General features: G+C 66.0%; 22 protein-coding genes. 6 read left to right on the top strand and 16 right to left on the bottom strand.

Going from position 1 to position 24,815, the window contains the following annotated elements:
• Nucleotides 1–147 precede the first annotated feature (147 nt).
• The 4 genes from BMY71_RS14070 to BMY71_RS14055 all read right to left on the bottom strand — a co-directional run bounded on the left by BMY71_RS14070 (nucleotide 148) and on the right by BMY71_RS14055 (nucleotide 4,895).
• Nucleotides 148–1,335 (bottom strand): pyridoxal-phosphate-dependent aminotransferase family protein, encoded by a 1,188-nt coding sequence (locus BMY71_RS14070; RefSeq protein ID WP_092684473.1) that lies wholly within the window; start codon nucleotides 1,333–1,335, stop codon nucleotides 148–150.
• A gap of 64 nt (nucleotides 1,336–1,399) precedes the next feature.
• The gene (locus BMY71_RS14065) at nucleotides 1,400–2,248 is read right to left on the bottom strand and encodes an LssY C-terminal domain-containing protein (protein WP_092684471.1); all 849 of its coding nucleotides are present in this window, start codon (nucleotides 2,246–2,248) and stop codon (nucleotides 1,400–1,402) included.
• Between the two features lie 19 nt (nucleotides 2,249–2,267).
• On the bottom strand, nucleotides 2,268–2,996 hold the full coding sequence (locus BMY71_RS14060) for a thermonuclease family protein (protein WP_011501207.1): 729 nt from the start codon (nucleotides 2,994–2,996) through the stop codon (nucleotides 2,268–2,270).
• A 159-nt stretch (nucleotides 2,997–3,155) separates the two neighbouring features.
• Nucleotides 3,156–4,895, bottom strand: coding sequence for a hypothetical protein (locus tag BMY71_RS14055; protein ID WP_011501208.1), 1,740 nt, complete (start codon nucleotides 4,893–4,895; stop codon nucleotides 3,156–3,158).
• Between the two features lie 425 nt (nucleotides 4,896–5,320).
• On the opposite strand from BMY71_RS14055, the gene BMY71_RS14050 reads away from it, so the two are divergent.
• Complete coding sequence (locus tag BMY71_RS14050; RefSeq protein WP_092684469.1) at nucleotides 5,321–6,196, top strand: caspase family protein; 876 nt, start codon at nucleotides 5,321–5,323, stop codon at nucleotides 6,194–6,196.
• 137 nt (nucleotides 6,197–6,333) lie between these two features.
• Here the strand turns inward: BMY71_RS14050 and BMY71_RS14045 are convergent, their stop codons facing one another.
• The 3 genes from BMY71_RS14045 to BMY71_RS14035 all read right to left on the bottom strand — a co-directional run bounded on the left by BMY71_RS14045 (nucleotide 6,334) and on the right by BMY71_RS14035 (nucleotide 8,100).
• Complete coding sequence (locus BMY71_RS14045; protein WP_092684467.1) at nucleotides 6,334–7,092, bottom strand: carbonic anhydrase; 759 nt, start codon at nucleotides 7,090–7,092, stop codon at nucleotides 6,334–6,336.
• A gap of 86 nt (nucleotides 7,093–7,178) precedes the next feature.
• Nucleotides 7,179–7,805 (bottom strand): S24 family peptidase, encoded by a 627-nt coding sequence (locus BMY71_RS14040; protein WP_041805659.1) that lies wholly within the window; start codon nucleotides 7,803–7,805, stop codon nucleotides 7,179–7,181.
• Between the two features lie 73 nt (nucleotides 7,806–7,878).
• Nucleotides 7,879–8,100, bottom strand: a complete 222-nt coding sequence (locus tag BMY71_RS14035; RefSeq protein WP_092684465.1) for a hypothetical protein — start codon at nucleotides 8,098–8,100, stop codon at nucleotides 7,879–7,881.
• Between the two features lie 44 nt (nucleotides 8,101–8,144).
• On the opposite strand from BMY71_RS14035, the gene BMY71_RS14030 reads away from it, so the two are divergent.
• A complete protein-coding gene (locus BMY71_RS14030; RefSeq protein ID WP_092684463.1) occupies nucleotides 8,145–8,489 on the top strand; it encodes a DUF952 domain-containing protein in 345 nt (114 codons plus the stop codon).
• Nucleotides 8,486–9,580, top strand: coding sequence for a quinone-dependent dihydroorotate dehydrogenase (locus tag BMY71_RS14025; protein WP_011501213.1), 1,095 nt, complete (start codon nucleotides 8,486–8,488; stop codon nucleotides 9,578–9,580). Before BMY71_RS14030 ends, BMY71_RS14025 begins: the two co-directional genes overlap by 4 nt.
• A gap of 203 nt (nucleotides 9,581–9,783) precedes the next feature.
• Here the strand turns inward: BMY71_RS14025 and BMY71_RS14020 are convergent, their stop codons facing one another.
• The 7 genes from BMY71_RS14020 to BMY71_RS13990 form a co-directional block, all read right to left on the bottom strand.
• Nucleotides 9,784–10,518 (bottom strand): MBL fold metallo-hydrolase, encoded by a 735-nt coding sequence (locus BMY71_RS14020; RefSeq protein WP_092684461.1) that lies wholly within the window; start codon nucleotides 10,516–10,518, stop codon nucleotides 9,784–9,786.
• Between the two features lie 201 nt (nucleotides 10,519–10,719).
• Nucleotides 10,720–11,424, bottom strand: coding sequence for a carbonic anhydrase (locus BMY71_RS14015; protein WP_092684459.1), 705 nt, complete (start codon nucleotides 11,422–11,424; stop codon nucleotides 10,720–10,722).
• A gap of 133 nt (nucleotides 11,425–11,557) precedes the next feature.
• Nucleotides 11,558–12,829, bottom strand: coding sequence for an MATE family efflux transporter (locus tag BMY71_RS14010; protein WP_092684616.1), 1,272 nt, complete (start codon nucleotides 12,827–12,829; stop codon nucleotides 11,558–11,560).
• A 97-nt stretch (nucleotides 12,830–12,926) separates the two neighbouring features.
• Complete coding sequence (locus BMY71_RS14005; protein WP_011501217.1) at nucleotides 12,927–13,229, bottom strand: DUF6460 domain-containing protein; 303 nt, start codon at nucleotides 13,227–13,229, stop codon at nucleotides 12,927–12,929.
• A gap of 71 nt (nucleotides 13,230–13,300) precedes the next feature.
• The gene (locus BMY71_RS14000; RefSeq protein ID WP_092684457.1) at nucleotides 13,301–15,193 is read right to left on the bottom strand and encodes an ATP-dependent DNA ligase; all 1,893 of its coding nucleotides are present in this window, start codon (nucleotides 15,191–15,193) and stop codon (nucleotides 13,301–13,303) included.
• Entirely contained in the window at nucleotides 15,190–16,230 is a 1,041-nt protein-coding gene (locus tag BMY71_RS13995) for a ligase-associated DNA damage response exonuclease (protein WP_092684614.1), read from the bottom strand. Before BMY71_RS13995 ends, BMY71_RS14000 begins: the two co-directional genes overlap by 4 nt.
• Before the next feature lie 142 nt (nucleotides 16,231–16,372).
• Nucleotides 16,373–17,737 carry an outer membrane protein gene (locus tag BMY71_RS13990; protein WP_092684455.1) on the bottom strand — a complete coding sequence of 455 codons (1,365 nt, stop codon included), beginning with the start codon at nucleotides 17,735–17,737 and terminating at the stop codon, nucleotides 16,373–16,375.
• A gap of 346 nt (nucleotides 17,738–18,083) precedes the next feature.
• Here BMY71_RS13990 and BMY71_RS13985 point away from each other — a divergent pair, with 346 nt between their 5' ends.
• The 3 genes from BMY71_RS13985 to pdeM all read left to right on the top strand — a co-directional run bounded on the left by BMY71_RS13985 (nucleotide 18,084) and on the right by pdeM (nucleotide 22,858).
• Nucleotides 18,084–19,304 carry an ABC transporter substrate-binding protein gene (locus BMY71_RS13985; protein ID WP_092684453.1) on the top strand — a complete coding sequence of 407 codons (1,221 nt, stop codon included), beginning with the start codon at nucleotides 18,084–18,086 and terminating at the stop codon, nucleotides 19,302–19,304.
• Between the two features lie 81 nt (nucleotides 19,305–19,385).
• Nucleotides 19,386–22,100, top strand: a complete 2,715-nt coding sequence (locus BMY71_RS13980) for a ligase-associated DNA damage response DEXH box helicase (protein ID WP_244526053.1) — start codon at nucleotides 19,386–19,388, stop codon at nucleotides 22,098–22,100.
• A gap of 38 nt (nucleotides 22,101–22,138) precedes the next feature.
• On the top strand, nucleotides 22,139–22,858 hold the full coding sequence (pdeM, locus tag BMY71_RS13975; RefSeq protein WP_283804816.1) for a ligase-associated DNA damage response endonuclease PdeM: 720 nt from the start codon (nucleotides 22,139–22,141) through the stop codon (nucleotides 22,856–22,858).
• A 79-nt stretch (nucleotides 22,859–22,937) separates the two neighbouring features.
• On the opposite strand, the gene BMY71_RS13970 is transcribed toward pdeM, so the two are convergent.
• Together BMY71_RS13970 and BMY71_RS13965 are read right to left on the bottom strand one after the other, a co-directional pair.
• The gene (locus BMY71_RS13970) at nucleotides 22,938–23,729 is read right to left on the bottom strand and encodes a TIGR02186 family protein (RefSeq protein ID WP_011501224.1); all 792 of its coding nucleotides are present in this window, start codon (nucleotides 23,727–23,729) and stop codon (nucleotides 22,938–22,940) included.
• Entirely contained in the window at nucleotides 23,729–24,652 is a 924-nt protein-coding gene (locus tag BMY71_RS13965; RefSeq protein ID WP_011501225.1) for a sulfite exporter TauE/SafE family protein, read from the bottom strand. Before BMY71_RS13965 ends, BMY71_RS13970 begins: the two co-directional genes overlap by 1 nt.
• Nucleotides 24,653–24,815 lie beyond the last annotated feature (163 nt).

Raw genomic sequence — 24,815 nt, 5'->3', positions numbered from 1 at the left:
CGCGGCACCCCCACCCCGGCCTCCGCTTCGCTCGGCCGACCCTCCCCGCAAGGGGGAGGGGTTGAACCAGCGCCCCCGCCTACAGCTTCAAGCGCCTCGGCCCAAAGCACCGAGCGCTCGTAGCTACGCAGACTGTGTCCTCACCAGCTACGCCGGCACGCTCTCTGCCAGATAGTCGATCGCGGCGCCGACGCCGCCTTTGCTGTGCGGGATGTTCAGCGCGGCCATCGCCATCTCGATGACGCCGAGCGTGCCGAGGATCATCGGCGCGTTGATGTGGCCCATATGGGCGATACGGAAGGCGCGGTCCTGCAGTTCGCCGATGCCGACGCCGATCACCAGGCCGCATTTGTCCTTGCAATAGCGATGCAGCGCCAGCAGGTCGTGGCCATCGGCGGCGCGCACCGTGGTCACCGTGTCGGCGCGCTCGCGCGCATCCTCGATGTTGAAGCTGAAGACCCGGCCCTCGGACCACACCGCGACGGCGCGGCGCACCGCCTCGGCGAGCAGCCGGTGCCGCGTGAAGGCATTGTCCAGCCCTTCCGCGAACAGCATGTCGAGCGCCTTGCGCAGCGCGAACAGCAGATGCACCGGCGCGGTGCCGGCGTATTTCTGATAGTGCTCGGGCCCGTCGCGCTGGGTCCAGTCCCAGTAGGGCGTGCGCAGGCCGGCGCTCTGATGCGCGGCGCGGGCGCGGTCTCCGACCGCCACGAAGCCGAGGCCCGGCGGCGACATCAGGCCCTTCTGCGAGCCGGACATCGCGACGTCGATGCCCCACGCGTCCATCTCGAAAGGCATGCAGCCGAGCGAGGCGACCGCGTCGACCATGAACAGTGCGGGATGCCCCGCGGCCTCGATCGCGCGGCCGATCGCTTCGAGATCGTTGTAGGCGCTCGACGCGGTGTCGACCTGCACCACCACGATCGCCTTGATGCTGTGCTCCTTGTCGCGGCGCAGCCGCTCTTCAACCTCGGAGGCACGCACGGCGTGGCGCCAGCCGCCTTTCAGCACCTCGACTTCGCAGCCCATCGCCTGCGCAGCGGCGCCCCAGCCCAGCGCGAAGCGGCCGCTCTCCAGCACCAGCACCTTGTCGCCGCGCGACAGAACGTTGCTGATCACCGCCTCCCAGGCGCCGTGGCCGTTGGCGATGTAGATGTAGGACTTGCCCCTGGTCGCGAACAACCGGCTGAGGTCGCGCAGCAGGCTTTCGCTGAGCTCCACCATCGCCTGCGAGTAGATGTCGAGCGCAGGGCGATGCATCGCCTGCAGCACCTCGTCGGGCATCGTGGTGGGTCCGGGAATCGCCAGGAATTCACGTCCGGCGCTGACGGCCATTTTTCTGATTCCTTGTCTTCGAGCGGCGGGCGCGCGATGACCATGCAGGCTCCCGCCGCTGAATTCAAGGCGCGGGCGGACCGGCGACGGCGTCGGTGACGGTGCGGAAAATCCGGTCCTTGATCTCGGTCGCGAGCGGGCTCGGCAGAACGGCGGCAGGGCTGCTGCGCTTCTTGCAGCCCTCGACCAGCCGCAGGATCCAGACTTCGCCGTCGGTGTAGTAGCGGTCGCCTTCGCCGTTGTGTCCGGCGATCGTCGGGCCGATGCCGGTGACTTGGTATTTCGCATCGACCATCGCCGCGGCTTCGAGATCGGAAGCAAGCAGGCCGCGCTCGGCGTCGATGTCGGGATCGATGTGATGCGTCACCGCGCCGGTGTATTTGCTGACGCCGACGCCGCGATCGAAGGTGGCGTCGCCGAGCCAGACCGGGCGGCCCTCATCGCCGCTGTCGAGCACCTTCCACAGCCGGACATGATGACGTCGGTCGGCGCTGCGGCCATCCGGCTTCTCGAAAGCGAGATCCTCACGACGGCCGAGATAGTACAAGTTCGACACCGGTGCGTGATGATACGCCCGGTCGAGCAGAACGCTGCCGGCGATTTCGATCGATGAGCTCAGCGTCAGCGGGTCGGCGGGCGTCCAGTTCGCCGCGAGCATGGCGCAGACCACGTCTTTCTGGTTGCCGATCAGTCCGACATTGATCGGGTCGCCGGGAATGCCCTGCGCAGTCCGCGTCGCCATCGGCATATCGGCCAGCCCGCGTTGATGTTCGTAGTGGGTCCAGAACAGCGGCAAGGCCAGATAGGCGGCCAGCGCGTAGACGGTCACGAACAGCGCGGTGATCAGCCCCGCGCGTCGCAGCCGGGGATGGCGCCGCCGTTTGCGGTGATGTTCGCCGGTGGCGTCGTTCATATCGCCGCGCCCTTATGCTCTAGCGTCGCGTCTCGCGGCAGCCGGCGGCTTCGGCGTCCTCGACCGAGCAGAACCAGCGCGTGCCTTTGCTGATCTTCATCTGGATCTTCGCATACCAGCGGCTGGTGGGCTTGTGATAGATGCATTCGCCCGAGGTGTTGACGTTGCCCTTGATGGTGCAGTCGGGCGACGGCGCCACCGGGCCGGAGGCCGAGGCCAGCAGAATATTGCGCGCATTCTTCGGCGGTCGGGTGGCACCGAGCACCGTGGTCTTGTTGTTGCGCACGCGCCAGTCCCACGGCGCGATGAATGCGCCCTGCCACAGCCCGGCGCGAGCGGTGCGCGCCGCCTTCTCGTCGGCGTCGTAGGTGTGCGCGAAGCGAACATAGGACAGCGCCCAGCCGCTTTTCACCATCCATTGCTGGATGTCTTCGCCGTCGACCTCGCATTTTGCGACCGAGAGAGCGTTCTTCTCGGTACGCATCACCCGGCAGGTCCAGCTCTTGCCGGCGACGTGAGCCACCAGCGCGTCGCGCGCGGCGATGCCGCAGGTCCAGCGTTCGCCCTTCGGATTGAGGCACAGCTGATCGATCGAGGGCGCGTCGATGCCCGCGAGCCGGATGCGGGCGCTGCCGATCGTGAGATGATCGCCGTCGCGAATTTTCGGCACGCCGGTGATTTCTGTGGCCTGCGCCGTCACCGGGAGCAGCACAACAAGCGAAAGCGGAAGCAGGAACGTCTTCAACATGCGTTGGCCATTTCGGTCGGGAGCCCCGCGGAAGCGGTACGCGAGCACACCGGGCCCGTTGCAGCAAGATCCGCCGATTGTGATGATGATTTGGCGGCTGGACCAGCGCGACGCGCGCCGCCGCGCTTCAACTTCGCGCGAGACGCCGGCCGGGATGCTTTATCCATTGTGCGGGCGCTGCAAAATCGCCTTTCGCGCCAGCGCCAGCCCCATCAGCACGAAGGCCGAGGTGACTTCCGGCCCGCCGACCAGGATGCGGGTCGGAGTCTTCATCTTATTCCACTCATAGGCCTTGAACGGACCGCGGCGGCCGCCTTCGCCGAGGTGATTGAGAATGCAATGCAGCGCCGGCGTGAAATGTGCGAGTTCGCCGCCGAGATGGCCGAGTGCAATCAGCGCCAGCGCGGCGTCGAACACATTCATTTCTTTCGCCACCAACTCGTCCTGGACGTAGGCCAGGACGCGCTCGCGGATGAATTCGAATGTGCGGTCCGGATCGATTGCGCGTTTCGTCGCCTCGTCGAGCGCACGGAACGCGACGTAGCAGCGGCCGAAATAGGCGCAATACAGCTCGGGCAGATAGTAGACGTGCGATTTCGGGTCGGCGAAGGCTCCGCTCGCGACCAGGCGTCGGTGGAATTCGACGATTCGCCGCACCGTTTCCAGGCGCGACGGCGTCTCGACGATCTTCCAGCGCGCGCAATTGCGGAAGCTGACCTCGAGCACGTCGAGATTGAGCGTCGGATCGAGGTCGTTGCCGAAAGGCCGTTCGCCGGCGAGGCTGTCGATCCAGGTGACGATGCCGCCGTCGTAGTCGATGGCGTCGTTGAGTGGCACGGTGACCAGCGGTTCGTTGGCCCCCGCGCGGACCTGATAGCCGGCGTAAAAATCGATCAGCGGCTGGTCGAGGATCGGGTCGGTGGAATTGGCCTGAGTCGCCGCCGAGATCGCGCAAGCGGTGGTGTCGCAGTCGGGGACGTAGACGCCGAAACCGAGCTTCTGTTTGATCTTCGTGAAGAATCGGCTGAATCGCGGATGCGGCGGCGGCGCCAGCGCGGTGATGACGTCGAAGCCTTCGCCATCCGCCGAACGGACATGCTCGCGGCTGATCTGGATGCAGAATTCGACCATATCGGCGATGATGCGCCGCGCAGTCCGGACGTCTTCTGGCGTGCCGAGCCCGGTGTCGATGAAGCTCAGCAACGCCTCGATGTAGAAGGCGTCGTAATAGGCCGAGCGATGCCGGATCTGCACCGGCGCCCACATCGGCTCGGCAATGCCCCGCCACGGCGGATTGATCAGACCCGCGACGGGCGACCGGGCGATGAACACCCGCGCCAGATTGAACAACAATGTCGAATTCTTGTAGCTACGCGCATTCAGCCCGGTGAGAGCCGCCAGCAGTTCCCGGCCGCCGAAATCGGGATCGCCGATCAGGTTGAAGGCGGCGTAGGTCGGGATGAATCCGTTGCGCTCCCACGACTGCAGCAGGTTTTCGCTCGCGGCGCGGATGGCGCTGTCGATGTCGGAGAGCCTCGGCATTTGGGCCGGCGCGACCCACGGGCGCGGGCGCGGATGCTGCAGCTTGACGGAATCGAGCAGTTCGGCGACCGGCCGGCCGATCGCGGCCCAATCCGGATCGGTATCGTCGCGCGCGGCGATCAGCGCGTCGCGAACGGCGCGGAACCGCACTGGCTGCTCCAGCTCGGACAGTCCAGCCTTGCGCAGCAGTGGCCGTAGCGCCGGATTGCCGAGCGCGGTCTTGTAGAATTTGGCGATGTGCGGATTGCCGCGCTTGCGGCCGAGAAACACCGGGTCGCACAGATCGTAGAGCGACGGCGCCTGTTTGCGGGCGGTCAGCGCGCGAAACGCCGCGCCGGCCATATGCAAAATATTCATGGTCTGTTCCCGCAGCTCCGAACCGTCAAGTCCTTGAGAAGTCGCACGGACAGGCCGGATTGACAAATCGCCCCCAGCGATCGCGCCAAGGCGCGTTGCTCGCTGCGAATTCTTTGCGCAAGCCTAGCCGCCGTGACCGGAGGATGGTTTCCGAAGATGTCTTTCGTGCGGTTGGGTCACGCAGCGTAATAATGACTGAAGAAGTGTGATCGGTTCCAAGCAAAACCCCAGTCTAGGCAGCGGGCTAGCTCCGAGCTATACGGTCGTGGATCTGCTGGCTTTCCCGAAAGGGTTGAAACGGTTAAACCTTTCTTATGGTGCGGTGCCGCAAATTGAGCTTAATTCAACCGCACTGGATTGGTTAATCCTTCACAGACGAATGTCTCCGGCGCGATCGATGTCGCGCGGACAAGGAGCGATTGACGATGACGTTTCGCGCACCCGGCCTGTCGCGCCGTTCGATGACGACCATCGCCGCTCTGATCGGCGTCGTGTCGCTGGCGATTGGCGCCCATGCCGCGCTGAACAAGCGCGTCGGCGATGTGGACCCCGCCAAAGACGCCGCGCGGATCGAAGGCAATGGCCCGACGGCGTCGCGATTCGCTCTGGTGATCGGCAACGGCCGTTATCCGGACGCGTCCGAGCCGCTGATCCAGCCGATCAACGACGCTCGCGCGCTGAGTGGTGCATTGCGCCGTGAGGGCTTCGACGTTGACATGATCGAGGACGCCCGTCGCGACGACATGCTGCAGGCCGTCGAGCGGATGAAGGCCCGGGTCACCAAGGATTCCACCGTTGTGCTGTTCTTCGGCGGCTACGGCATTCAGTCCGGCCGCGAGAGCTACATGATCCCGGTCGACGCCAACATCTGGAACGAGGCCGACGTCCGCCGCAGCGGCGTCAGCATCGAATCCGTGCTCGGCGAGATGAGGGAGCGCGGCGTGCACGCCAAGCTCGCGATCATCGACGCCTCGCGTCGCAATCCCTATGAGCGCCGCTTCCGCTCCTATTCGCATGGCCTCGCGCCGATCAACGCGCCCGCCAATGCGCTGGTGCTGTCGTCAACGACGCCCGGCAAGGTCGCCGAGGACGGCGAAGGCCAGAACAGCGTGCTGGTCGGCGCATTGCTCGGCTCGATCTCGTCGCGCCTCGCCAGCGCCGAGGCCGCCTTCACCAAGGCCCGGCTCGCGGTGACGCGTGCGACCAACGGCGCGCAGGTGCCGTCGCTGACCTCGTCGCTGGTCGATGACGTGAAGCTGGCGCCGGTCACCGCCGACGCGACGCCCGCCTCCGGCGGCTGATCCCGCGGGCCGTTGATACCAACCACGTCACGCGTACTTCGCCGGACTCGTCCCGGCCATTCACGTCTTTGACTTGGCGTAGCGCCATGACCGCGACACGCGGCGTCATGACGAGTCTTTCGTTCTTGCCGTTGGGATCAGTTCGACTGCAGCACGAAGCGGCGGTTGTCCTTTTGCGGCGGCCGCGCGTTCATCGGATACAGCTTGGCGAAACCGGCGATGTCCTCGTCGGCGACGGTGATCGGACTAGCCAGCACCATCCAGTCGACCACTTCCGAACAAGGTGGCGTCGTCAGCGAGCCTTCGTAGCGATAGTACGAGCGCTTCTCCGGCAGCAGCGCGTTCGGATCGATCGCCGGGTCGGCCTTGACCGCCGGGCCCTCGCGCTGCGGCATCGTCGCGACGATCTTGCCGAAGGTTGCATTCGCCTTGCCGGCCTGCATCAGCACGCCGAGCACGCCCAGCGTTCCGGATTCCGCGCGATGGACGAAATGCACCTCCATCGGGAAATTCTTGCCGTCGATCAAATGTTCGCTCGGACGGTGGAAGTGGAACTGCACCAGCTTGAAGGTGACGCCGCCGAGCTTCAGCGTGCTGCCTTCCGCGACGTTGAGCTGGATGGTGTGGCCGTTATTGACGATGGTGTCGGCCTTTCCGGCCCAGTTTATCTCGATCGGATACAAATTGGCGCTGACGGTCGCGCCGATATCGATCGGCGACTGCTGCACCCCGATCGTGCAGATCTGGTTGGCGGAATCGAGCTCGCCCCACTTCGCCGGGCCGCTTTCGCCTTCATATCCCCAATGATGCGCGCCTTCCGCGGCGACGCCGGCGGTGGCGCAAAGCGGGCACAGAGCCAGGCCTGCAAAGGCCTTCAGGATAGCGCGGCGGTCCATCGCAGAGTCTCCCGAATTAAGTCGGTCGACTATGACCCAACCGGGAACTTTGTGAAGTTCGACGAATAGCTGACTCGCGAGAGCGGCTATTGACTGGCCCAGACGATGCGCGCGATCCACTCGACATCGGCCGGCGCCAGCGTCCTGTCCGCATGGCTGGGATTGAGCGACGCCAGTTCGACGATCTTGGTGGTGCGGCGCTTCAACTCCTTCACCATGACCTCGCCGCCGGTGGTCTTCACCACGACCCGGTCGCCGCGCCGGATCGCAGTGCCGGGCGACACCACGATGATGTCGCCGTCACGATAAGCGGGTTTCATCGAATCGCCGGAGATTTCCAGCGCATAAGCGTGTTCGTCGTTGACCGAAGGCAGGCCGACTTCCTCCCAGCCTTTGCCGGCCGGAAAACCGCCATCGTCGAAGAAGCCGCCTGCGCCCGCCTGAGCGAGACCAAGCAGCGGGACCGACTGCACCACCCGCGGCCGGTCGGTGATCAGTTGGACGAAGGTGTCGATCGCGGTGTTGGTGGCCGCGAGCGCCTTGGCGACCGACTCGGTCGAAGGCCAGCGTTCGCGGCCGTCATTGGTGATCCGCTTCGACTTGTTGAAGGTGGTGGGGTCGAGGCCCGATCGTTTGGCCAGTCCTGACGCGGACAGGCCGGCTCGTTCGGCCAACCGGTCGAGCGCCGTCCAGATCTGGTCGTGGGTCAGCATGTGCATCGCGGCTATCCCATGGCGAAGCCCGGAACGGCCGGGCGGCAGAAGATCACTTGACAACTAGGAATTATTACCTCAATGCGCGGCGTTCCGCAATCCCGTCCTGCGACAAAAAACGTTGCGCTTGCAGTGCACCGAGGCCGCCGATACGGTCGATGCCAAGCCCGGACGATTTCCAGGCAACCGAACGCGCACCGGTCCGCTCCAGGGGGCCCGGTTCAGCGATCAGGACGTGCGCAAAGTATTGTTCCGCGGATGTTATTTCGGTTGCCCGGCGGTCTGCGGGTTGCATGACCAATCCGCCCCAACAACCAGCCGCAACGGGAATCCGGGCCTTTGCGCACGATTTACAAGATCTGTGACGCTCCGGCGTGGCGCGAGGCCGAGCTGGCCGGCGTCTACCGCGGCAGCGCCGATGACAGCCGCGACGGCTTCATCCATTTCTCCACCGCCGAGCAATTGGCGGGGACGCTCGCCAGGCATTACGCCGGCAAGACCGGCCTGCTGCTGATCGCGGTCGATGCCGAAAAGCTCGGTCCTGCGCTGCGCTGGGAGGCGTCGCGCGGCGACGAGCTGTTTCCGCATCTCTACGGCGAACTCGCCCTCGGCGTCGTCACCGGCGTGCGCGAGATTGCGACCGGCGCCGACGGCAGCCACTCCGTTCCGGAGTTTGCGCCGTGATTCGCGCCTTCGACGCCTTCTCGCTGCCGCTGCTGCGCCTGTTCGACGCCGAGGACGCGCACCGGCTCGCGATCCAGGGATTGCGGCTGCTGCCGCAGGTGAAGCCGCGCCCGGACGATCCCAAGCTCGCGGTGCGCGCTTTCGGGCTGAATTTTCCCAACCCGGTCGGCATCGCGGCCGGCTTCGACAAGAACGCCGAGGCGCCGGATGCGCTGATGCGGCTCGGCTTCGGCTTCGTCGAAATCGGCACCGTGACGCCGAAACCGCAGGCCGGCAATCCGCGGCCGCGACTGTTCCGGCTGGAGCGCGACGAGGCCGTCATCAACCGGATGGGCTTCAACAATGACGGCAGCGAAGCGGTGCTGCGGCGGCTTGCGGCGCGGGCGCAGCAAGGCGGTATCCTCGGCGTCAATGTCGGCGCCAACAAGGACAGCTCGGATCGCGTCGCCGACTACGTCGCGCTGATCGAGACCTTCGCCCCGGTGGCGAGCTACTTCACCGTCAACGTCTCGTCGCCGAACACGCCGGGCTTGCGCAATCTGCAGCAGGCGGCGGCGCTCGACGATCTGCTGGCGCGGGTGATCGAAGCCCGCGAGCGTGTACGCCCCAGCGCCGGAGATACTCCGGTTCTACTGAAGATCGCGCCCGATCTTACGCTCGGCGAACTCGACGACGTCGTGCACATCGCCCGTTCGCGAAAGGTCGACGGCATGATCGTCGCCAACACCACGCTGTCGCGCTCGCCGCTGCTGCGCGAGCGAACGCGGATGAACGAGCAGGGCGGCCTCAGCGGCCGGCCGCTGTTCCGGCTGTCGACGAGGATGGTGGCGGAGACCTATGTCCGCGCCGAGGGCGCATTCCCGCTGATCGGGGTCGGCGGCATCGACTCCGGCGGCGCCGCGCTGACCAAGATCCGCGCCGGCGCCAGCCTCGTGCAGCTTTACTCGGCGCTGATCTACAAGGGGCTCGGCCTCGTCGAGAGCATCAAGACCGATCTCGCCTCGACGCTGCTACGCACCGGCCGGGATTCGCTGGCCGAAATCGTCGGCGCCGACGCGCCGACCATCACCGCCGAAGAGTGGCCGGTGTGAGGCGTCGTCTGCCTTGACGTTCGTTGTTCCGGGGTGCGAGCCGCGCGCATTGTGAACCCTCGAGCAAGTCATTCCGGGCCTGCGCGCGTCAGCGCGCAGGCCGGAATCTCGAAGAGTTCTTCACCTCTGGATTTCGGGTTCGCGCGCTGACGCTCGCGCCCGGAAGGACGTGCCTTTCGCCGGAAGGATGGCGCGTCGTGCAACTACAACTCGACGATCAGTCCGTCACTCGCGCCCATGTGCGGCACGGAATCGAGCTTGTGCAGTACGTCGTCGCCCATATGGGTGAGGATCAGCCGCTTCGGGTTGATCTCGGGCAGATGGGTCTCGAGCGTCTTCAGGCTGAGATGGTTCTTCACCGTGCGCTCATAGGTGTAAGCCTCGGCGATGAAGACATCGGCGTCGTGCGCCGCACTGACCAGCGTGTCGGTCCATTGCGTGTCGCCGCTATAGGCCAGCGTGCGGCCCTCGGCCTCGATCCGGTAGGCGAAGAACGGCCCGCCGGAATCGCCGTGTACCACCGGAAACGGCGTCACCGTCACGGCGCCGAATGTCTGCGGCACGGCGGGTTCGAGCGCCACGACTTGCAGATCGAAGGTCGGCTTGGTCGCCGACGAATGCTCGAACAGCGCTTCCATCAGCCGTGTCAGCCGGATGTCGATGCCGGGCGGTCCGGCGATCACCAGCGGCCGTTTGCGCTTGGCGAACTGGGCGTCGAGCAGCAGAAACGGCAGGCCGCCGAAATGGTCGCCGTGGAAATGGGTGATCAGGATCAGATCGAGCGCGTCGCGCGAAATGCCGTAGCGCTTCAGCGCCGGCAGCGTGGTCGCGCCGCAGTCGATCAGGAAGTTGGCGCTTTCGCCCGACACATGAAAACAGGTGTTGAGCCGGCCGCCGGAGCCGAACGCATCGCCACAGCCGACAAATCGAAGTTGCATTGCTGATCCCTCGACCGGCAATTGCCGGGCCAAGGCAGCTCTACGCCGGGGGGGCGCGGAACGAAAGCCCAACCATCGCCGGATTGCACGCCGCGAGCGCGGGCAAAGGCCAGCTGCGGATGGGCGATGCGGCCGGCCCGGCAGGGCAGGCCGCGCCGCAGGGGCGCACGCGGACGTTTGCGCCTCCGGTTGCGCGCGATCCTACACCAGATCGATCTTGCCACTCGCGAGATCGTAGACGCCGCCGACCACCTTCAGCTTGCCGCTGGACACCAGTCCAGAGAGGATCGGCTTCGATTCCAGCAACTGCTGCACATTGCTGCGCACATTCGCGATCACCGCCCGCTGCGGCAGGTTGTCGCCGGTCTGCTTGAGCGAAGGCTCGATCCCCGGCTTCATCGCACGCACCAGATCGCCGATGTGTCCGGGTAGGTCGTTGCCCTTCTGCAGCGCGCCGATGGTGGCATTGACCGCGCCGCAATTGCTGTGACCGAGCACCATGATCACCTTGGTGCCGAGCACCGCGGCGCCGTATTCGAGGCTGGCAAGCCCGTCTTGCGTGACGAAATTGCCGGCGACGCGGACGACGAACAAATTGCCCGGACCCTGGTCGAACGCCAGCTCGGGCGCAATCCGTGAGTCAGCGCAGCCGAGGATCGCCGCGAACGGCGACTGTCCCTGCGAACGTGCGACCCGGCCGGCGGAGAAATCACGCTCGCGCAGTTGATTGCCGACATAGCGCGCATTGCCCTGCATCAGCTTGTCGAGCGCTGCGTCCGGCGTGTCGCCTGGGCTTGCCGCCTGCGCATGGACAGCCGATGGAAGCGCGGCGGCGGCGAACAAGCCGAAACCAGCTTGAACCAGCGTTCGACGAGATAGCTCGCCTTTGGAGCAGTCATCGCACATTCCATCTCTCCTTTGCGGTCGACATCGGGGAGATGGTATTTTGAGCGCAAGGAGTTTGCGAAGAGCTGTTGTGACCAGAGCTCATTCTGTCGTGAAGATCGAGCTAAGCTGGTGCTGCAAGCTTTAGAAAAACTCAGCCGACCGCGGCGGGTGGAAACGAGGCGCGCAGCATCGCCGGATAGCGTAGCGCCTGCAGCCCGCCGCGCCAGATATAGTGCGACAGCAGGGCGATCCACAGTCCGGTGTTGCCGAGTGGGCGCAGCGCCAGCCAGGCGAGAAGGAACAGGAGCAGCGACAGCAGCATCAGATTGCGCATCTCGCGCGCCCAGGTGGCGCCGATGTACACCCCGTCATAGGCGAAGGCAAACACGCCGAGGATCGGCGCGAGCGCCACCAGCCACAGATAGTCGCGGGCGGCGCGGCGTAGCTCGGCGCTCGACGTCATCACATCGATCAAGAGCGGGCCGGTGAACGCGTAGGTCGCGCTCACCGCCAGCGCAAAGGCGAAGCCCCACAGGATCACCAGCCGCGTCGCGGAAACGAATCCGTCGCGGTCGCGTGCGCCGAGCGTCCTGCCGCAGAGCTGCTCGGCGGCGTTGGCGAGGCCGTCGAGAAAGAACGCGCTGACCATCAGGAAATTGTTGAGCACGGAGTTGGTGGCAAGCACCACATCTCCGCCACGGGCACCTTGCGCCGTGAAAAACAGGAACACCGCGATCAGCGCCGCGGTGCGCAGCATGATGTCGCGGTTGACCGCGAACATCCGCTTCAGGCGGCTCGGATCGAACAGCATCGCCCGCGACGTGCGCGGAATGCCGCGGCCGAGCCACGCGGCGATCACAAGCCCGATCAGCAGACCCGAGCCCTCCGCGATCACCGCCGCCACCGCCGCGCCGGCGATGCCGAAGTCGAACCACAGCACCAGCGCGATGGTCGCTGCGATATTGACCAGGTTGATCGCGACCTGCACCGAGAGCGCGAGCGTCGCGCGCGCCTGTCCGACCAGCCAGCCGAGCACTGCGAAATTCGCCAGCACCAGCGGCGCCGACCAGATCCGGATCGTGAAGTAGGTCCTGGCCGCGGCGCTGACGCCGTCGCTGCCGCCCATCGCGCCGATCAGCGCGGCGGCCAGCGGGCCCTGCAACGCGATCAGCACCACGCCGACCGCGATCGCGATGATTAATCCGCGAAGCAGATGTGCCGGCACCTCGCGCGTGTCGCCGGCGCCGATCGACTGGGCGGTGAAGGCCAGCGTGCTCATCCGCAGGAAGCCGAACAGCCAGAACAGGCAGTCGAAAATCACCGACATCATCGCCACGCCGCCGAGCATCGTGGCGTCGCCGAGCCGTCCGATCGCGGTGGTGGCGACGATGCCGAGCAGCGGCGTCGTCAAATTGGCGACCATCGCCGGGCCGGCGATGGCGAAGACCTGTCGAGAGGTTACGGCGGCGGGCGGCAAAACTCCGGCCTGCGCGGCCTCCGGCTTCACTTGCTCGCCGACGCTAGCGCCCGCGCGGCGTACCGAACAGCCGCGTCAGCAGCCAGATCGGGATCACGATCACCGCGCCGAGCAGGAAGTAGCGCCACACGCCGCTGATGGCGTCGAAGCCCAAATCCCAGATCCGCTGGAACAGCAGCCGGATGCTGACCAGGATATTCCACGGATCGAGACCGATCGCCGCAAGCACGACGCCGACCAGGATCGACATCAGCGCCAGCCGAAAAAACACCGCGAGCGGCGAGCCGCCGAGGAAGCGGGTCAGGCTGTCGTCGGTGGCGGGAAGGTCCCGTGGGTCGTTTCGCATCGCTGGTGTCCTTGCGCGGTCAGGCCGCATGATAATCGGTGGAACGCAAATGGGAAACCGGTTCGCGCGCGTCAATGGCCGCGGGCGGGCGCCGCCGATGGAATCGCGCCGTCGGCCTTCAACATCCGCTCCAGCGTCTCCAGCCGGTCGGCGTCGCGCGGCGGCTTGTCCCAGCGCAGCCGGCTGATCCGCGGAAAACGCATCGCCACGCCGGATTTGTGCCGCGGCGAGCGCTGCAGCCCCTCGAAAGCGACTTCCAGCACAAGGCCCTGATCGGGTTCGTGCACGACATGGCGGACCGGGCCGAATTTTTCGGTGGTGTTGCGGCGGACGAAGCGGTCGATCTGCAGCAATTCCTCGTCGGTAAAGCCGAAATACGCCTTGCCGACCGGGACGAGCTGATCGCCGCCGTCGCCTTCGGTCCAGACCCCGAAGGTGTAGTCCGAATAATAAGACGAGCGCTTGCCATGGCCGCGCTGGGCATACATCAGCACCGCGTCGATGATATGGGGATCGTGTTTCCACTTCCACCATTGGCCTTTCGGGCGGCCGGGCAGATACGGCGCATCGCGCCGCTTCAGCATCACGCCCTCGACCGCGTCGGCATCGAGGCCGGCTCCGGCGCTGGCGGGATCGCGCCGCGCCGCGTGCAAATCATCCCAGTCGGCGAATGTCACCATCGGGGACAGGTCGATCTTGGGTTCGTCGAGCCGTGCGACGAACGCCTCCAGCCGTGCGCGGCGTTCGGCAAACGGCAACGTACGCAGATCTTCGTCGCCCTCGCCGAGCAGGTCGTAGGCGCGCAGATGGATGGGATACTCCTTGATCAGCTTCGGCGTCACCGATTTGCGGTTGAGCCGCTGCTGCAGCACGTTGAAGGACTGCACCCGGCTCTCGCGCAACACCAGCAGTTCGCCGTCGATCGCGCCCGGTAATCGCAGCGACGGCAGCAGGTCGGGGAAGCTCCGCGTGATGTCCTCGCCGCTGCGCGAATACAGCCGTACGATGGCGTCGCCACCGTCACCGACGCCGCTCACCGCCTGCACGCGGATGCCGTCCCATTTCCATTCGGCAATGTAGTCGGCGGCGTTCATCGCGGCGAAGTCGGCGTCCTCGAGCGCATGCGCCAGCATCACCGGGCGAAACGGCGCCGGATCGCGATTGACCGGCTGGGGCCCGTGGCCTTCCAGCCAGGCGAACAGATCGAGATAGGGTGCATCGAGTCCGGGCCACATCAGCTCGACGTCGTGCGGGTCCTTGTCGCCGAGCGCGGCCGCTGCGGTCTTCGCCAGCCGCGCCGAGACGCCGATCCGCAGGCCGCCGGTGACGAGCTTCAGCAGCGCCCAGCGGCCGGTTTCATCCAGCTCGTCGAGCCAGCGCGTGAGCTGCGCCGGCAGCTCGGCCTTGCCGAGGCTGTGCAGCGTGGTGACGATCTCGGTGAGCGACGGCGGCGGTGGATTGTTGTGGCCGGGGCTCGTTGCGGCGCTTAGTTCTGAATCACGGTCCTCGCCCCAAGCACTGCGCGCTCCCTCTCCCGCTTGCGGGAGAGGGTTGGGGTGAGGGTGCCACGAGGATGGCGTCCCGCTGTGGCCCCCCACCCCCGACCCCTCCCCGCAAGGGGGAGGGGAGGAGGCCGAGCCGGGGGGAGGGGAAGAGGCTCCGCCAGCGGGAGTGGAGACGGCCGTATTGCGCGGCGTCGGCCACATCAGCGCCACCGTTTCCGACAGATCGCCGACGTAATCATACGACAGCCCGAACAGCACCGGATCGGTACGGGCGGCGATCAGTTCGCGGATCAGGCCGGGCTTGGCGTGGCGGAACGACAGCGCGCCGGTCAGCGCCGCGAGCGCATAGCCGCGATCGGGGTCTTCGGTGGCGCGGAAGTAATTGGTGATCAGCCGCAGCTTGTTGTTGCGGCCGGGCTCGTAGGCCAGACGGTCGAGCAGTTCGGCGAAGCGGTTCATGCCTCGGCGGCCTCGCTCGCCGGCATCCCGACGTCCTCGTCCTCGTCGCCATAGCCGACCAGATCGAGCGGCCGCGCCGCCAGGCCGTTGCTCCGGCACCAATGCACCAGCGCGTCTTCCTGTCCGTGCGTGACCCAGATTTCGCCTGCGCCGGTGGCGGCAATCGTCGCGGTCAGGCCGTCCCAGTCGGCGTGATCGGAAATCACCAGCGGAAGCTCGACGCCGCGCTGCCTGGCGCGGGCGCGCACCCGCATCCAGCCGGAGGCGAAGGCGGTCAACGGATCGGGGAAGCGCCGCGTCCATAGATCGGAGGTCGCCGACGGCGGCGCCAGCGTGATGGCGCCGGCGAGTTCGGCCTTCTTTACGCCCTTCACCGGGCGCAGCTCGCCGAGCGTCACGCCGCGCTCGGCGTAATACTGCGTAATCTTCTCCATCGCGCCGTGCAGATAGATCGGCGCGTCATAGCCGGCGGCGCGGATCAGCGCGATCAGGCGCTGCGCCTTGCCGAGCGAATAGGCGCCGACCAGATGCGCACGTTCGGGAAACAGTGCCACCGACGCCAGCAGCTTGTTCACCTCATCCGCCGCGTCGGGGTGGCGAAACACCGGGAGCCCGAAGGTGGCCTCGGTGATGAACACGTCGCACGCGACGATCTCGAACGGCGTGCAGGTCGGGTCGGGCGCGTCCTTGTAGTCGCCGGACGCGACGATCCGGATGCCGCCGCATTCGACCGCGACCTGCGCCGAGCCGAGCACATGCCCGGCCGAATGGAATTTCACGCGCGCGCCGCCGAGCCGAATCTCCTCGCCATAGCTGATCGCCTGCGTCGAGCCGGCGAAATCGTCGCCGTAGCGCAGCCGCATCATGTCGAGCGTTTCCTGGGTCGCCAGCACCGCGCCGTGGCCGGCCCTCGCGTGGTCGGAATGGCCGTGGGTGATCACCGCGCGGTCGACCGGCCGCACCGGATCGATGTGAAAGCCGCCCGGTTTGCAGCACAGGCCTTCGGTCGTGGGGATCAGGATGTCGTGCGGACGCATGGTCACCATATAGGCGGGCCTGAACTGCAAACGAGTCCGGCCCCTCCGGGTTCCGTCGACGCCGCAATCAGGCGGGAGCACAAACAAAAACCCCGGCCGCGAGGCCGGGGTTCGATGTCTTGGTTCGGTGTCGTCGTTCGGCTTAGTACTTCGCGACCACCGGCTGGTTGAAGTGATAGTTGATGCCGGTCCGGACCATGTGCTCGGTCACCTTGGAGGTGCTCACGCCGAGGCCGCCGGCGAACACGTCGGTGGTCGAGCCGAGGTCGACGTAGAGATATTCGGTCTTCGAGGTCCAGTTCGGGCCGAGCAGACCGAACAGGCTGAACGGCATTTCAACGCCGCCGCCGACCGCATAGCCGCTGCGCGAGCGATTGGAGGTCTCGTTGCTGAGCGGGGTCACGATGTTGGTCTTGACGTTGCCATAGGCGTAACCGCCGGTGGCGTAGAGCAACGTCGAGCCGACCGAATAGCCGAGCCGGGCGCGCGCCGTGCCGAACCAGGGCAGCTTCTGATTGTAGGCCACAGTCGAGCCGAACACCGCGGTGCGATCGTCCTTCTGGGTCGAGCCCTGGAAGTCGGCTTCGGCGCCGAACACCCAATTCGCGGTCTGCCAATTGTAGCCGATCTGGCCGCCGCCGATGAACCCTTCCGGCGACAGGTTGAACTGCTCGGTGAATCCGCCGATGGTCGCGGTGGTGCGGTTGCGCGCGGTGGCCGAGCCACCGAAATTGCCGCCGATATACAGGCCGGCCCAGTTCGCCGGCGGCGGGGCGATGTACGCTCCGGTGCCGCCGATGCGATAGTTCAGACCGACGCGGAAGATGTTCTCGCGCAATTCGGTGCGCAGCGACTGGGTGCCGAACACGTCGGTCCGGTTGCCGAGGTCGAGATACAGATATTCGATCTTGCCGGTCCAGTTGCCGCCGAGCGCCGCTTCGACGCCGGAGCCGATTACCCAGCCGGTGCGGGTGCCGCTGAGGTTGAACGGGACCAGGCCGACTTCGGTGACGGTGGTCTTGACGTCGCCCGCCGCGAAGCCGCCGGTGAAGTAGCTGACCACCGGGCCGCGCGCGATGCCGATGCGGCCGCGCACCGTGGTGAACCAGTCGAGCTTCTGATTGTAGTTCACCGTGCCCAGCACGCCGTTCAGCGTGTTCAGGGTGGTGCGGCCGTCGCTCATGCCGCTGCCCTGGATGTCGGCCTCGACGCCGATCAGCAGCGGGCCGAACACCGAATTGGTCTGCCAGTTGTAACCGATCTGGCCGCCGCCGATCACGCCCTGGGGCTGGAGATAGGAGGAGTTGGCGACGCCGCCGGCGGGGAAGACGTGGCTCTGCAGGTTGCGACCGACGCCGACGCCGACGTTTCCGCCGATGTAGAATCCGGTCCAGTCATAGATCGCCGCGACCGGCGCCTTGACGTACGGGGCTCTGACGGCAAGATCGGCTGCCTGGGCGCTGACGGCTGAACCAACGAGCGCAACGCCGACGAGAAGCTTCTTCATGCGGGTACCTTCCTGAAAATCGCGTGTAATTTACCGCCGATCGCGGCAAGCAGCTGTACCCGCGCAGCCACACCTGCCCAAAATCGCCCGTTGCTCGGCCCGTAAACAATTGATTAACCGTCCGAATTTGCAGGGGGCGGAACCCGGACGAGGGCTGCGGCTACAAGTCGCTGGATAATGTCGCCAGATTCTCGCGCTTCTCCCGCAGGGCGGTAAATTTGGCGCATCCGGGGTTGCGATCTGGAGGTGTTCCGAACAGGATGGCGCCGCCGCAAAAGGGACATGCGTTGCGGCAGAACGAGAACCGGACGCGCGAGCGAACCGGCACATTAGAGGAGGAAACTCGATGAATCTGCGCTCCACTTCCGTCTTCACATCCGCAGGCGCTTTCGCCGCGGTTTTGCTCGCCGCCACATCGGTGGCTGCGGCGGAGAAGAAGTGCGATCCCGGCGCCAGCGATACCGAAATCAAGATTGGCCAGACTGTTCCGCATTCCGGTCCGGGTTCGCTGTACGGCGTGCTCGGCCGCGTCGGCGAAGCCTATTTTCAGATGCTGAACGAGAAGGGCGGCATCAACGGGCGCAAGGTGAAGTTCCTGACCCTGGACGATTCCTACAGCTCCCCGAAGGCGGTGGAGGCGACCCGCCGGCTGGTCGAGCAGGAAGAGGTGCTGGCGCTGTATGGCTCGCTCGGCACCGCGCCGCAGACCGCTGTGCACAAATACCTCAACAGCAAAAAGGTCCCGCAGCTTCTGCTGAACACCGGTGCGTCGAAGTGGAACGACCCGAAGAATTTCAAATGGACCATGGCGGGCCTGCCGCTGTACCCCACCGAGGCCCGCATCCTCGCCAAACACGTCGTGAGCGTGAAGCCCGACGCCAAGATCGCGATTCTCTACCAGAACGACGATTTCGGTCGTGACTTCCTCGGACCGTTCAAGAAGGTTCTGGAAGAAGCCGGCGGCAGGGCCAAGGTGGTCGCCGAGGCCAGCTACGACCTGACCGAGCCGACCATCGATTCGCAGATGATCAACCTGTCGAAGTCCGGCGCCGACGTGTTCTACAACATCACCACCGGCAAGGCGACGTCGCAGTCGATCCGCAAGGTGGCCGAGCTCGGCTGGAAGCCGCTGCAGTTGTTGTCGGCGGGCTCGACCGGCCGTTCGATTCTCAACGCCGCCGGCATCGAGAATGCGACCGGTATCGTCGCGATCCGCTACTCCAAGGAGGTCGGTGTGCCGCGATTTGAGAACGATCCGGACGTCAAGGCGTTCGAGGAGTTCCGCCAGAAGTATCTGCCGAACGTCGACAAGGACAACACCATCGCCTACGCCGGCTACGGCCAGGTGGTGACGATGGCCGAGATCCTGCGCCGCTGTGGCGACAACCTCACCCGCGAGAACGTGCTGAAGCAGGCGACCTCGCTGAAGGGCTTCCACTCGCCGTATTTCCTCGACGGCATCGAATACAGCTACACGTCGGACGACTACACGCCGATGAAGACCCTCTACATCTCGACCTTCAACGGCAAGGACTGGGACATCTCCGACAAGCCGGTCACCGAATAACGACGACTTTGTCGAGCACATGCTCGTGCAGCGCCCGCCGCCCGGCGGGCGTTGTGCGTTTCCGGGCGCTGCGCGCCGGAGATGGCGGCCTGCGCGGGCGACTTGCGTCGGGACGATCTCGATTCCGAAGGCGCGAATGCCTACCTTCGCCGGGTGATCATCGCCGATTCCGACGTGCCCCCTGATTTGCTGCCCGACCGGTTCAGGCATTGGTTTGCCGCACGCGGCTGGTCGCCGCGCGCGCATCAGCTCGAACTGCTCGAAAAGGCCCGCGCGCAACGTTCGGCGCTGCTGATCGCGCCGACCGGCGCGGGCAAGACCTTGGCCGGCTTCCTGCCGACGCTGGTGGAGCTGGCCGAGACCTCACTGCGGGCGGGGCCGGAGGGCAGGGGCCTTCACACCCTCTACATCTCCCCGCTGAAGGCGCTCGCCGTCGACATCGCTCGCAATCTCGAGGCGCCGATCGCGCAAATGAATCTGCCGATCCGGGTCGAGACCCGCACCGGCGACACCCCGGTGTCGCGGCGGACGCGGCAACGCAAATATCCACCGGATATTCTGCTGACCACGCCGGAGCAGCTCGCGCTGCTGCTCGCCTCCGACGACGCGCCGTATCTGTTTTCATCGCTGCAGCGCATCGTGCTCGACGAGCTGCATGCGCTGGTGACGTCCAAGCGCGGCGATCTGCTCTCGCTCGGGCTGGCGCGGCTGTGGCGGATCGCCCCTGACCTTCGCGCCACCGGACTGTCGGCGACGGTCGCCGATCCGGACGAACTCGCGCGCTTCCTGGTGCCGCAGCCCGTTTCACCCTCTCCCCTTGTGGGAGAGGATGGCAGCCGAGGGCTGCCGGGTGAGGGGGAGGCCACAAGCGCCGAGCCCGCGGCTTACCCCCGACCCTCCCCCGCAAGGGGGGAGGGAGAAGCAAGGGCCGACATCGTGGTCGCCGGGGGCGCGGTTCAGCCGATCGTCGAGATGCTCGATACCAAGGAGCGGCTGCCCTGGGCCGGCCATTCGGCGCGCCACGCGCTCGGCGAAATCTACGATCTCATCAAGGGCAACAAGACCACGCTAATATTCGTCAACACCCGCAGCCAGGCCGAGATGCTGTTCCAGGAACTCTGGCGCATGAACGACGATAATCTGGCGATCGCGCTGCATCACGGCTCGCTCGACGTCGCACAGCGCCGCCGCGTCGAGGACGCGATGGCGGCCGGCAAACTGCGCGGCGTGGTGTGTACCTCGTCGCTCGATCTCGGCATCGACTGGGGCGATATCGATCTCGTGATCAATGTCGGCGCGCCGAAGGGCGCCTCGCGGCTGATGCAGCGGATCGGCCGCGCCAATCACCGTATCGACGAGGCGTCGCGCGCGGTGCTGGTGCCGGCCAATCGCTTCGAGGTGCTGGAATGCGCGGCTGCGATCGACGCGGTCGCGGAGAATGCGCAGGATACGCCGCCGCAGCGCAAGGGCGCGCTCGACGTGCTCGCCCAGCACATCCTTGGCTGCGCCTGCGGCGAGCCGTTCTTTGCGAACGATCTTTATAGCGAGGTGAGAAGCGCCGCGCCCTACGCCGATCTCACCCGCGCCGATTTCGACGACACGCTCGATTTCGTCGCCACCGGCGGCTACGCGCTGAAGAGCTACGAGCGCTTCGCCCGCATCAAGCCGGACAAGCAGGGCCGATGGCGGGTCGCCAATCCGAAGGTGCGGCAGGGCTATCGTCTCAATGTCGGCACCATCGTCGAAGAGGCGATGCTGAAGGTGAAGCTGGTGCGGTCGTCGCGTAGTTCCGGCACCGGCGCCACCGGCGCGATCGCGCGCGGCGGCCGGATGCTCGGCCAGATCGAGGAGTACTTCATCGAGGGGCTGACGCCGGGTGATACGTTCGTGTTCGGCGGCGAGGTGGTGCGCTACGAGGCGATGATGGAGGATCAGGTCTATGTCTCGCGCGCCGCCGACAAGGACGCGCGGGTGCCGTCCTATATGGGCGGCAAGTTTCCGCTGTCGACCTATCTGGCCGAGCGGGTGCGCGGCCTGCTCGATGATCGCCGCGCATGGCAGGGATTGCCCGACCAGGTGCGCGACTGGCTGGCGCTGCAGAGCAAGGCGTCGCGCGTGCCTGGTCGGCGCGAGCTCGTGGTCGAGACGTTTCCACGCGCTGCCAAATACTATCTGGTCTGCTATCCGTTCGAAGGGCGGCTCGCGCATCAGACGCTCGGCATGTTGCTGACCCGGCGGCTGGAGCGCAGCCGCGCCCGCCCGCTTGGCTTCGTCGCCAATGAATACGCGCTCGCAGTCTGGGGGCTCGGCGACATGTCGCAGATGATCCGGCAGGGCCGGCTCGATCTCGACGCGCTGTTCGATCCCGACATGCTCGGCGACGATCTCGAAGCTTGGCTCGCCGAATCGGCGCTGATGAAGCGCACCTTTCGGAGCTGTGCGATCATTTCGGGCCTGATCGCGCGGCGTTTCGCCGGCGAGGAGAAGTCGCGGCGGCAGGTGCTGTTCTCGACCGATCTGGTCTACGACGTTCTCAACAAGCACCAGCCCGATCACGTGCTGCTGCGCGCCGCGCGCGCTGACGCCGCCACAGGTTTGCTCGATCTGCGCCGCCTCAGTGATATGCTGACCCGAATCAAGGGGCGCATCGTCCACAAGGAACTCGATCGGGTGTCGCCTTTGGCGGTGCCGGTGATGCTGGAAATCGGCCGCGAAGCCGTGTACGGCGAGGCCTCCGATGAACTGCTCGCCGAAGCCGCCGAGGAACTGGTGCGCGAGGCGACGCGCCGGTCCTAACCGAGACAAACGGTCCTAACCGAGACAGGGCGATGCCGGTGAAGCGCGACAGAACGGGTTGCCTTCTCACTCCCTCCCCGCAAGGGGGAGAGGAGCAGACCGTCGCCGTCGCCGACGTCACGCTGATCGCGGATCTCTCGGGCGCGCTGTACTGGCCGGACGAGCGGCTGCTGGTGGTCTCCGACCTGCATCTCGAAAAAGGCTCGAGCTTCGCGATGCGCGGCGTGCTGCTGCCGCCTTACGACACCGTCGCAACGCTCGGCCGGCTTGGTGCGGTGATCGCGCGCTTCGATCCGAAAACCGTGATCGCACTCGGAGACAGCTTTCATGATCGCGACGCGCATGGCCGGCTGTCCAACGCCAATCGCGATATACTGACCGCGCTGCAGGTGGGGCGCGACTGGATCTGGATCGCCGGCAACCACGATCCGGCGCTGCCCGCCGATCTCGGCGGTTGCGTCGCCGAAGAGGTCGCGCTCGGCGGCGTCGTGTTCCGGCACGAGCCGACCGGGGCGCATGGCGAGATTGCGGGACATCTGCATCCCAAGGCCCGCGTCAGCCGCCGCGGCCGCAGCGTCGAGCGGCGCTGTTTTGCCGGCGACGGCGGGCGCGTGGTGATGCCGGCGTTCGGCGCCTATGCGGGCGGGCTCAACATTCGGGACGCGGCCTTTGCCAGGCTGTTCGGCAGCGCCGCCTTCATGGCGCATGTGCTCGGCGACCACCGGCTGCACGCCATCGCCGCTTCGCGCTGCGTCTAGAGTTTCGTGGTCTGATTGAATCAGCCTAACTTCTTGATTCGGAATGATCTTTTCTGAAAGCCGGCGTCCACTTTCTGGATCAATCCCGCCGGAATACGATCGACGCCATCCACCCGGTCGCCAGCGCCATCAGCGCGGTCAGCAACCCGTAGATGATGCCGTGCTGTTTCGCGGCGTTGGCGACGAATTGTTCGAAGCCGACCTTGGCGATTTCGAACGAGGTCTCGGTCTGCGTCAGCAGCTCGCCATTGCCGAACAGCTTGATGTGCACCTCGTAGCTGCCGATCGGCACCTCCGCCGGCAGCGGGATGCCGGTGCGGAACAGCGTCGGGGTCAGAAACTTCACTGCCGCAGGATCCTCGTCATACAGACCGCGCTCCTCGCGGAGCCGGACGAAGGCGGTGCGAAACTGATCATCGGCGACGACATCGGCATAGTCGGTGCCGATCCGCTGCGTCAGCAGCGTGTGGGTAATGCCGAGTTGCTGCCGCCGCCGGACGTCGGCCGCTGCGATCGCCTCGATCGGCCGGTTGGAGAACACCGCAAGATAGCTCGGCACCATCAGGAACTGCCGTGAATCCATGTTGATCCAGATCCCGAACTTCCGCTCCTTGCGCCGAGTCACCATGTCGGACCGCGGGCCGATGACGGTGACCACCAGGTCGTAGGGGAACTGCTCGGGCGGCGCCGGATTGTCCCGCTCGACCGAACCGAACAGCACCAGCTCTCCGCCTGAGTAGTTCGGCGTCACCATCACCCGCGCATTTGAGACGGAGACGATCAGCTTTTCGGCCTGCGCCGGGCCGGCAAATGCGAGCCCGAGCAGCGCGGTGGCGACGATCGCCAAGGCTGATGCAGCGCGGCGCGTCATCAGCTCGGCCCGGTTTCACGGATCGTAAACAACTCGGCGGGGCGGATGCCGAGCTCGATAGCGAAGCGGATGCCCACCGCGAGCACCAGCAGGCCCAGCAGCAGCCGGAGCTGCTCGCCGCGGATCCGCTGGCCGGCGCGGGCGCCGAATTGCGCGCCGGTGACGCCGCCGACCATCAGGATCAGCGCCAGCACCGCGTCGACCAGGTGGTTGGTGGCGGCGTGCAGCACGGTGGCGACCAGCATCGTCACCAGCGTCAGCACCATCGATGTGCCGACCACCATGCTGGTCGGCACCCGGAGCAGATAGATCAGCATCGGCACCAGGATGAAGCCGCCGCCGACCCCCATCACCGCGCCGATGAAGCCGATCAGCAGGCCGATCGCCGCAACCGGGATCACCGACAGATACATCTTGGAGCGCTTGAACCGGACCTTGAGCGGCAGCGCGTGAATCCAGTTGCGGTTGCCGGTGCGGCCGCTCAGCGCGACCTCGCCGCGGCGCGTGCGCAGGATCGCGCGCAACCCTTCATAAACCATCAGCCCGCCGACCGCCGTCAGCAACACGACATAGGACAGCGCGATCATCAGATCGAGCTGGCCGACCGAGCGCATCAGCACGAAGAACCAGACGCCCACAGCGGTGCCGGCGATGCCGCCGCAGAGCAGCACAAAAGCCAGCATCGGATCGATCGCGCGGCGTCGCCAGTACGACAGCGCCCCGGAGAACGATGAGGCGGCCATGTGGCTGGTGACCGAGGCGACCGCCACGGCGGGCGAGATCCCGATGAAGATCAGCAGCGGCGTCATCAGGAAGCCGCCGCCGATCCCGAACATGCCGGACACGAACCCGACCGCAGCGCCCATCGCCAGGATCAGCAGGACGTTGACCGGAAGGTCTGCGATCGGAAGATAAAGCTGCACGCGCGGTCGCTTCGGAGTTCGTCGCTGTGGCTGAAAGCGCGGATCGCAGCGATCCGGGCAATCCTGAATAACCGAAATCGACCTGAGCAGTGATTAAAGAATCCGCGATGGCCGGAGTTTTTTCAGCCCGGCGGTCGCGTCGCCTTCGGCGTGGTGAACGATA

The organism is Rhodopseudomonas pseudopalustris (genome assembly GCF_900110435.1).
GTDB lineage: Bacteria > Pseudomonadota > Alphaproteobacteria > Rhizobiales > Xanthobacteraceae > Rhodopseudomonas > Rhodopseudomonas pseudopalustris.
The sequence above is the reverse complement of the archived record's forward strand: the minus strand, read 5'-3'. Positions and strand labels throughout refer to the sequence as shown.

What these genes read in the sequence shown, in the direction of transcription:
- BMY71_RS14035 (WP_092684465.1), bottom strand. Translation starts at nt 8,100, where the DNA reads ATGCAACCCGCAGACCGCCGGGCAACCGAAATAACATCCGCGGAACAA.
- BMY71_RS13980 (WP_244526053.1), top strand. Translation starts at nt 19,386, where the DNA reads ATGGCGGCCTGCGCGGGCGACTTGCGTCGGGACGATCTCGATTCCGAA.
- BMY71_RS14045 (WP_092684467.1), bottom strand. Translation starts at nt 7,092, where the DNA reads ATGGACCGCCGCGCTATCCTGAAGGCCTTTGCAGGCCTGGCTCTGTGC.
- BMY71_RS14060 (WP_011501207.1), bottom strand. Translation starts at nt 2,996, where the DNA reads ATGTTGAAGACGTTCCTGCTTCCGCTTTCGCTTGTTGTGCTGCTCCCG.
- BMY71_RS14015 (WP_092684459.1), bottom strand. Translation starts at nt 11,424, where the DNA reads ATGTGCGATGACTGCTCCAAAGGCGAGCTATCTCGTCGAACGCTGGTT.
- BMY71_RS13995 (WP_092684614.1), bottom strand. Translation starts at nt 16,230, where the DNA reads ATGCGTCCGCACGACATCCTGATCCCCACGACCGAAGGCCTGTGCTGC.
- BMY71_RS14050 (WP_092684469.1), top strand. Translation starts at nt 5,321, where the DNA reads ATGACGTTTCGCGCACCCGGCCTGTCGCGCCGTTCGATGACGACCATC.
- BMY71_RS13970 (WP_011501224.1), bottom strand. Translation starts at nt 23,729, where the DNA reads ATGACGCGCCGCGCTGCATCAGCCTTGGCGATCGTCGCCACCGCGCTG.
- BMY71_RS14070 (WP_092684473.1), bottom strand. Translation starts at nt 1,335, where the DNA reads ATGGCCGTCAGCGCCGGACGTGAATTCCTGGCGATTCCCGGACCCACC.
- BMY71_RS14000 (WP_092684457.1), bottom strand. Translation starts at nt 15,193, where the DNA reads ATGAACCGCTTCGCCGAACTGCTCGACCGTCTGGCCTACGAGCCCGGC.
- BMY71_RS13990 (WP_092684455.1), bottom strand. Translation starts at nt 17,737, where the DNA reads ATGAAGAAGCTTCTCGTCGGCGTTGCGCTCGTTGGTTCAGCCGTCAGC.
- BMY71_RS14005 (WP_011501217.1), bottom strand. Translation starts at nt 13,229, where the DNA reads ATGCGAAACGACCCACGGGACCTTCCCGCCACCGACGACAGCCTGACC.
- BMY71_RS14040 (WP_041805659.1), bottom strand. Translation starts at nt 7,805, where the DNA reads ATGCTGACCCACGACCAGATCTGGACGGCGCTCGACCGGTTGGCCGAA.
- BMY71_RS14065 (WP_092684471.1), bottom strand. Translation starts at nt 2,248, where the DNA reads ATGAACGACGCCACCGGCGAACATCACCGCAAACGGCGGCGCCATCCC.
- BMY71_RS14055 (WP_011501208.1), bottom strand. Translation starts at nt 4,895, where the DNA reads ATGAATATTTTGCATATGGCCGGCGCGGCGTTTCGCGCGCTGACCGCC.
- BMY71_RS14020 (WP_092684461.1), bottom strand. Translation starts at nt 10,518, where the DNA reads ATGCAACTTCGATTTGTCGGCTGTGGCGATGCGTTCGGCTCCGGCGGC.
- BMY71_RS14010 (WP_092684616.1), bottom strand. Translation starts at nt 12,829, where the DNA reads ATGGTCGCCAATTTGACGACGCCGCTGCTCGGCATCGTCGCCACCACC.
- BMY71_RS13985 (WP_092684453.1), top strand. Translation starts at nt 18,084, where the DNA reads ATGAATCTGCGCTCCACTTCCGTCTTCACATCCGCAGGCGCTTTCGCC.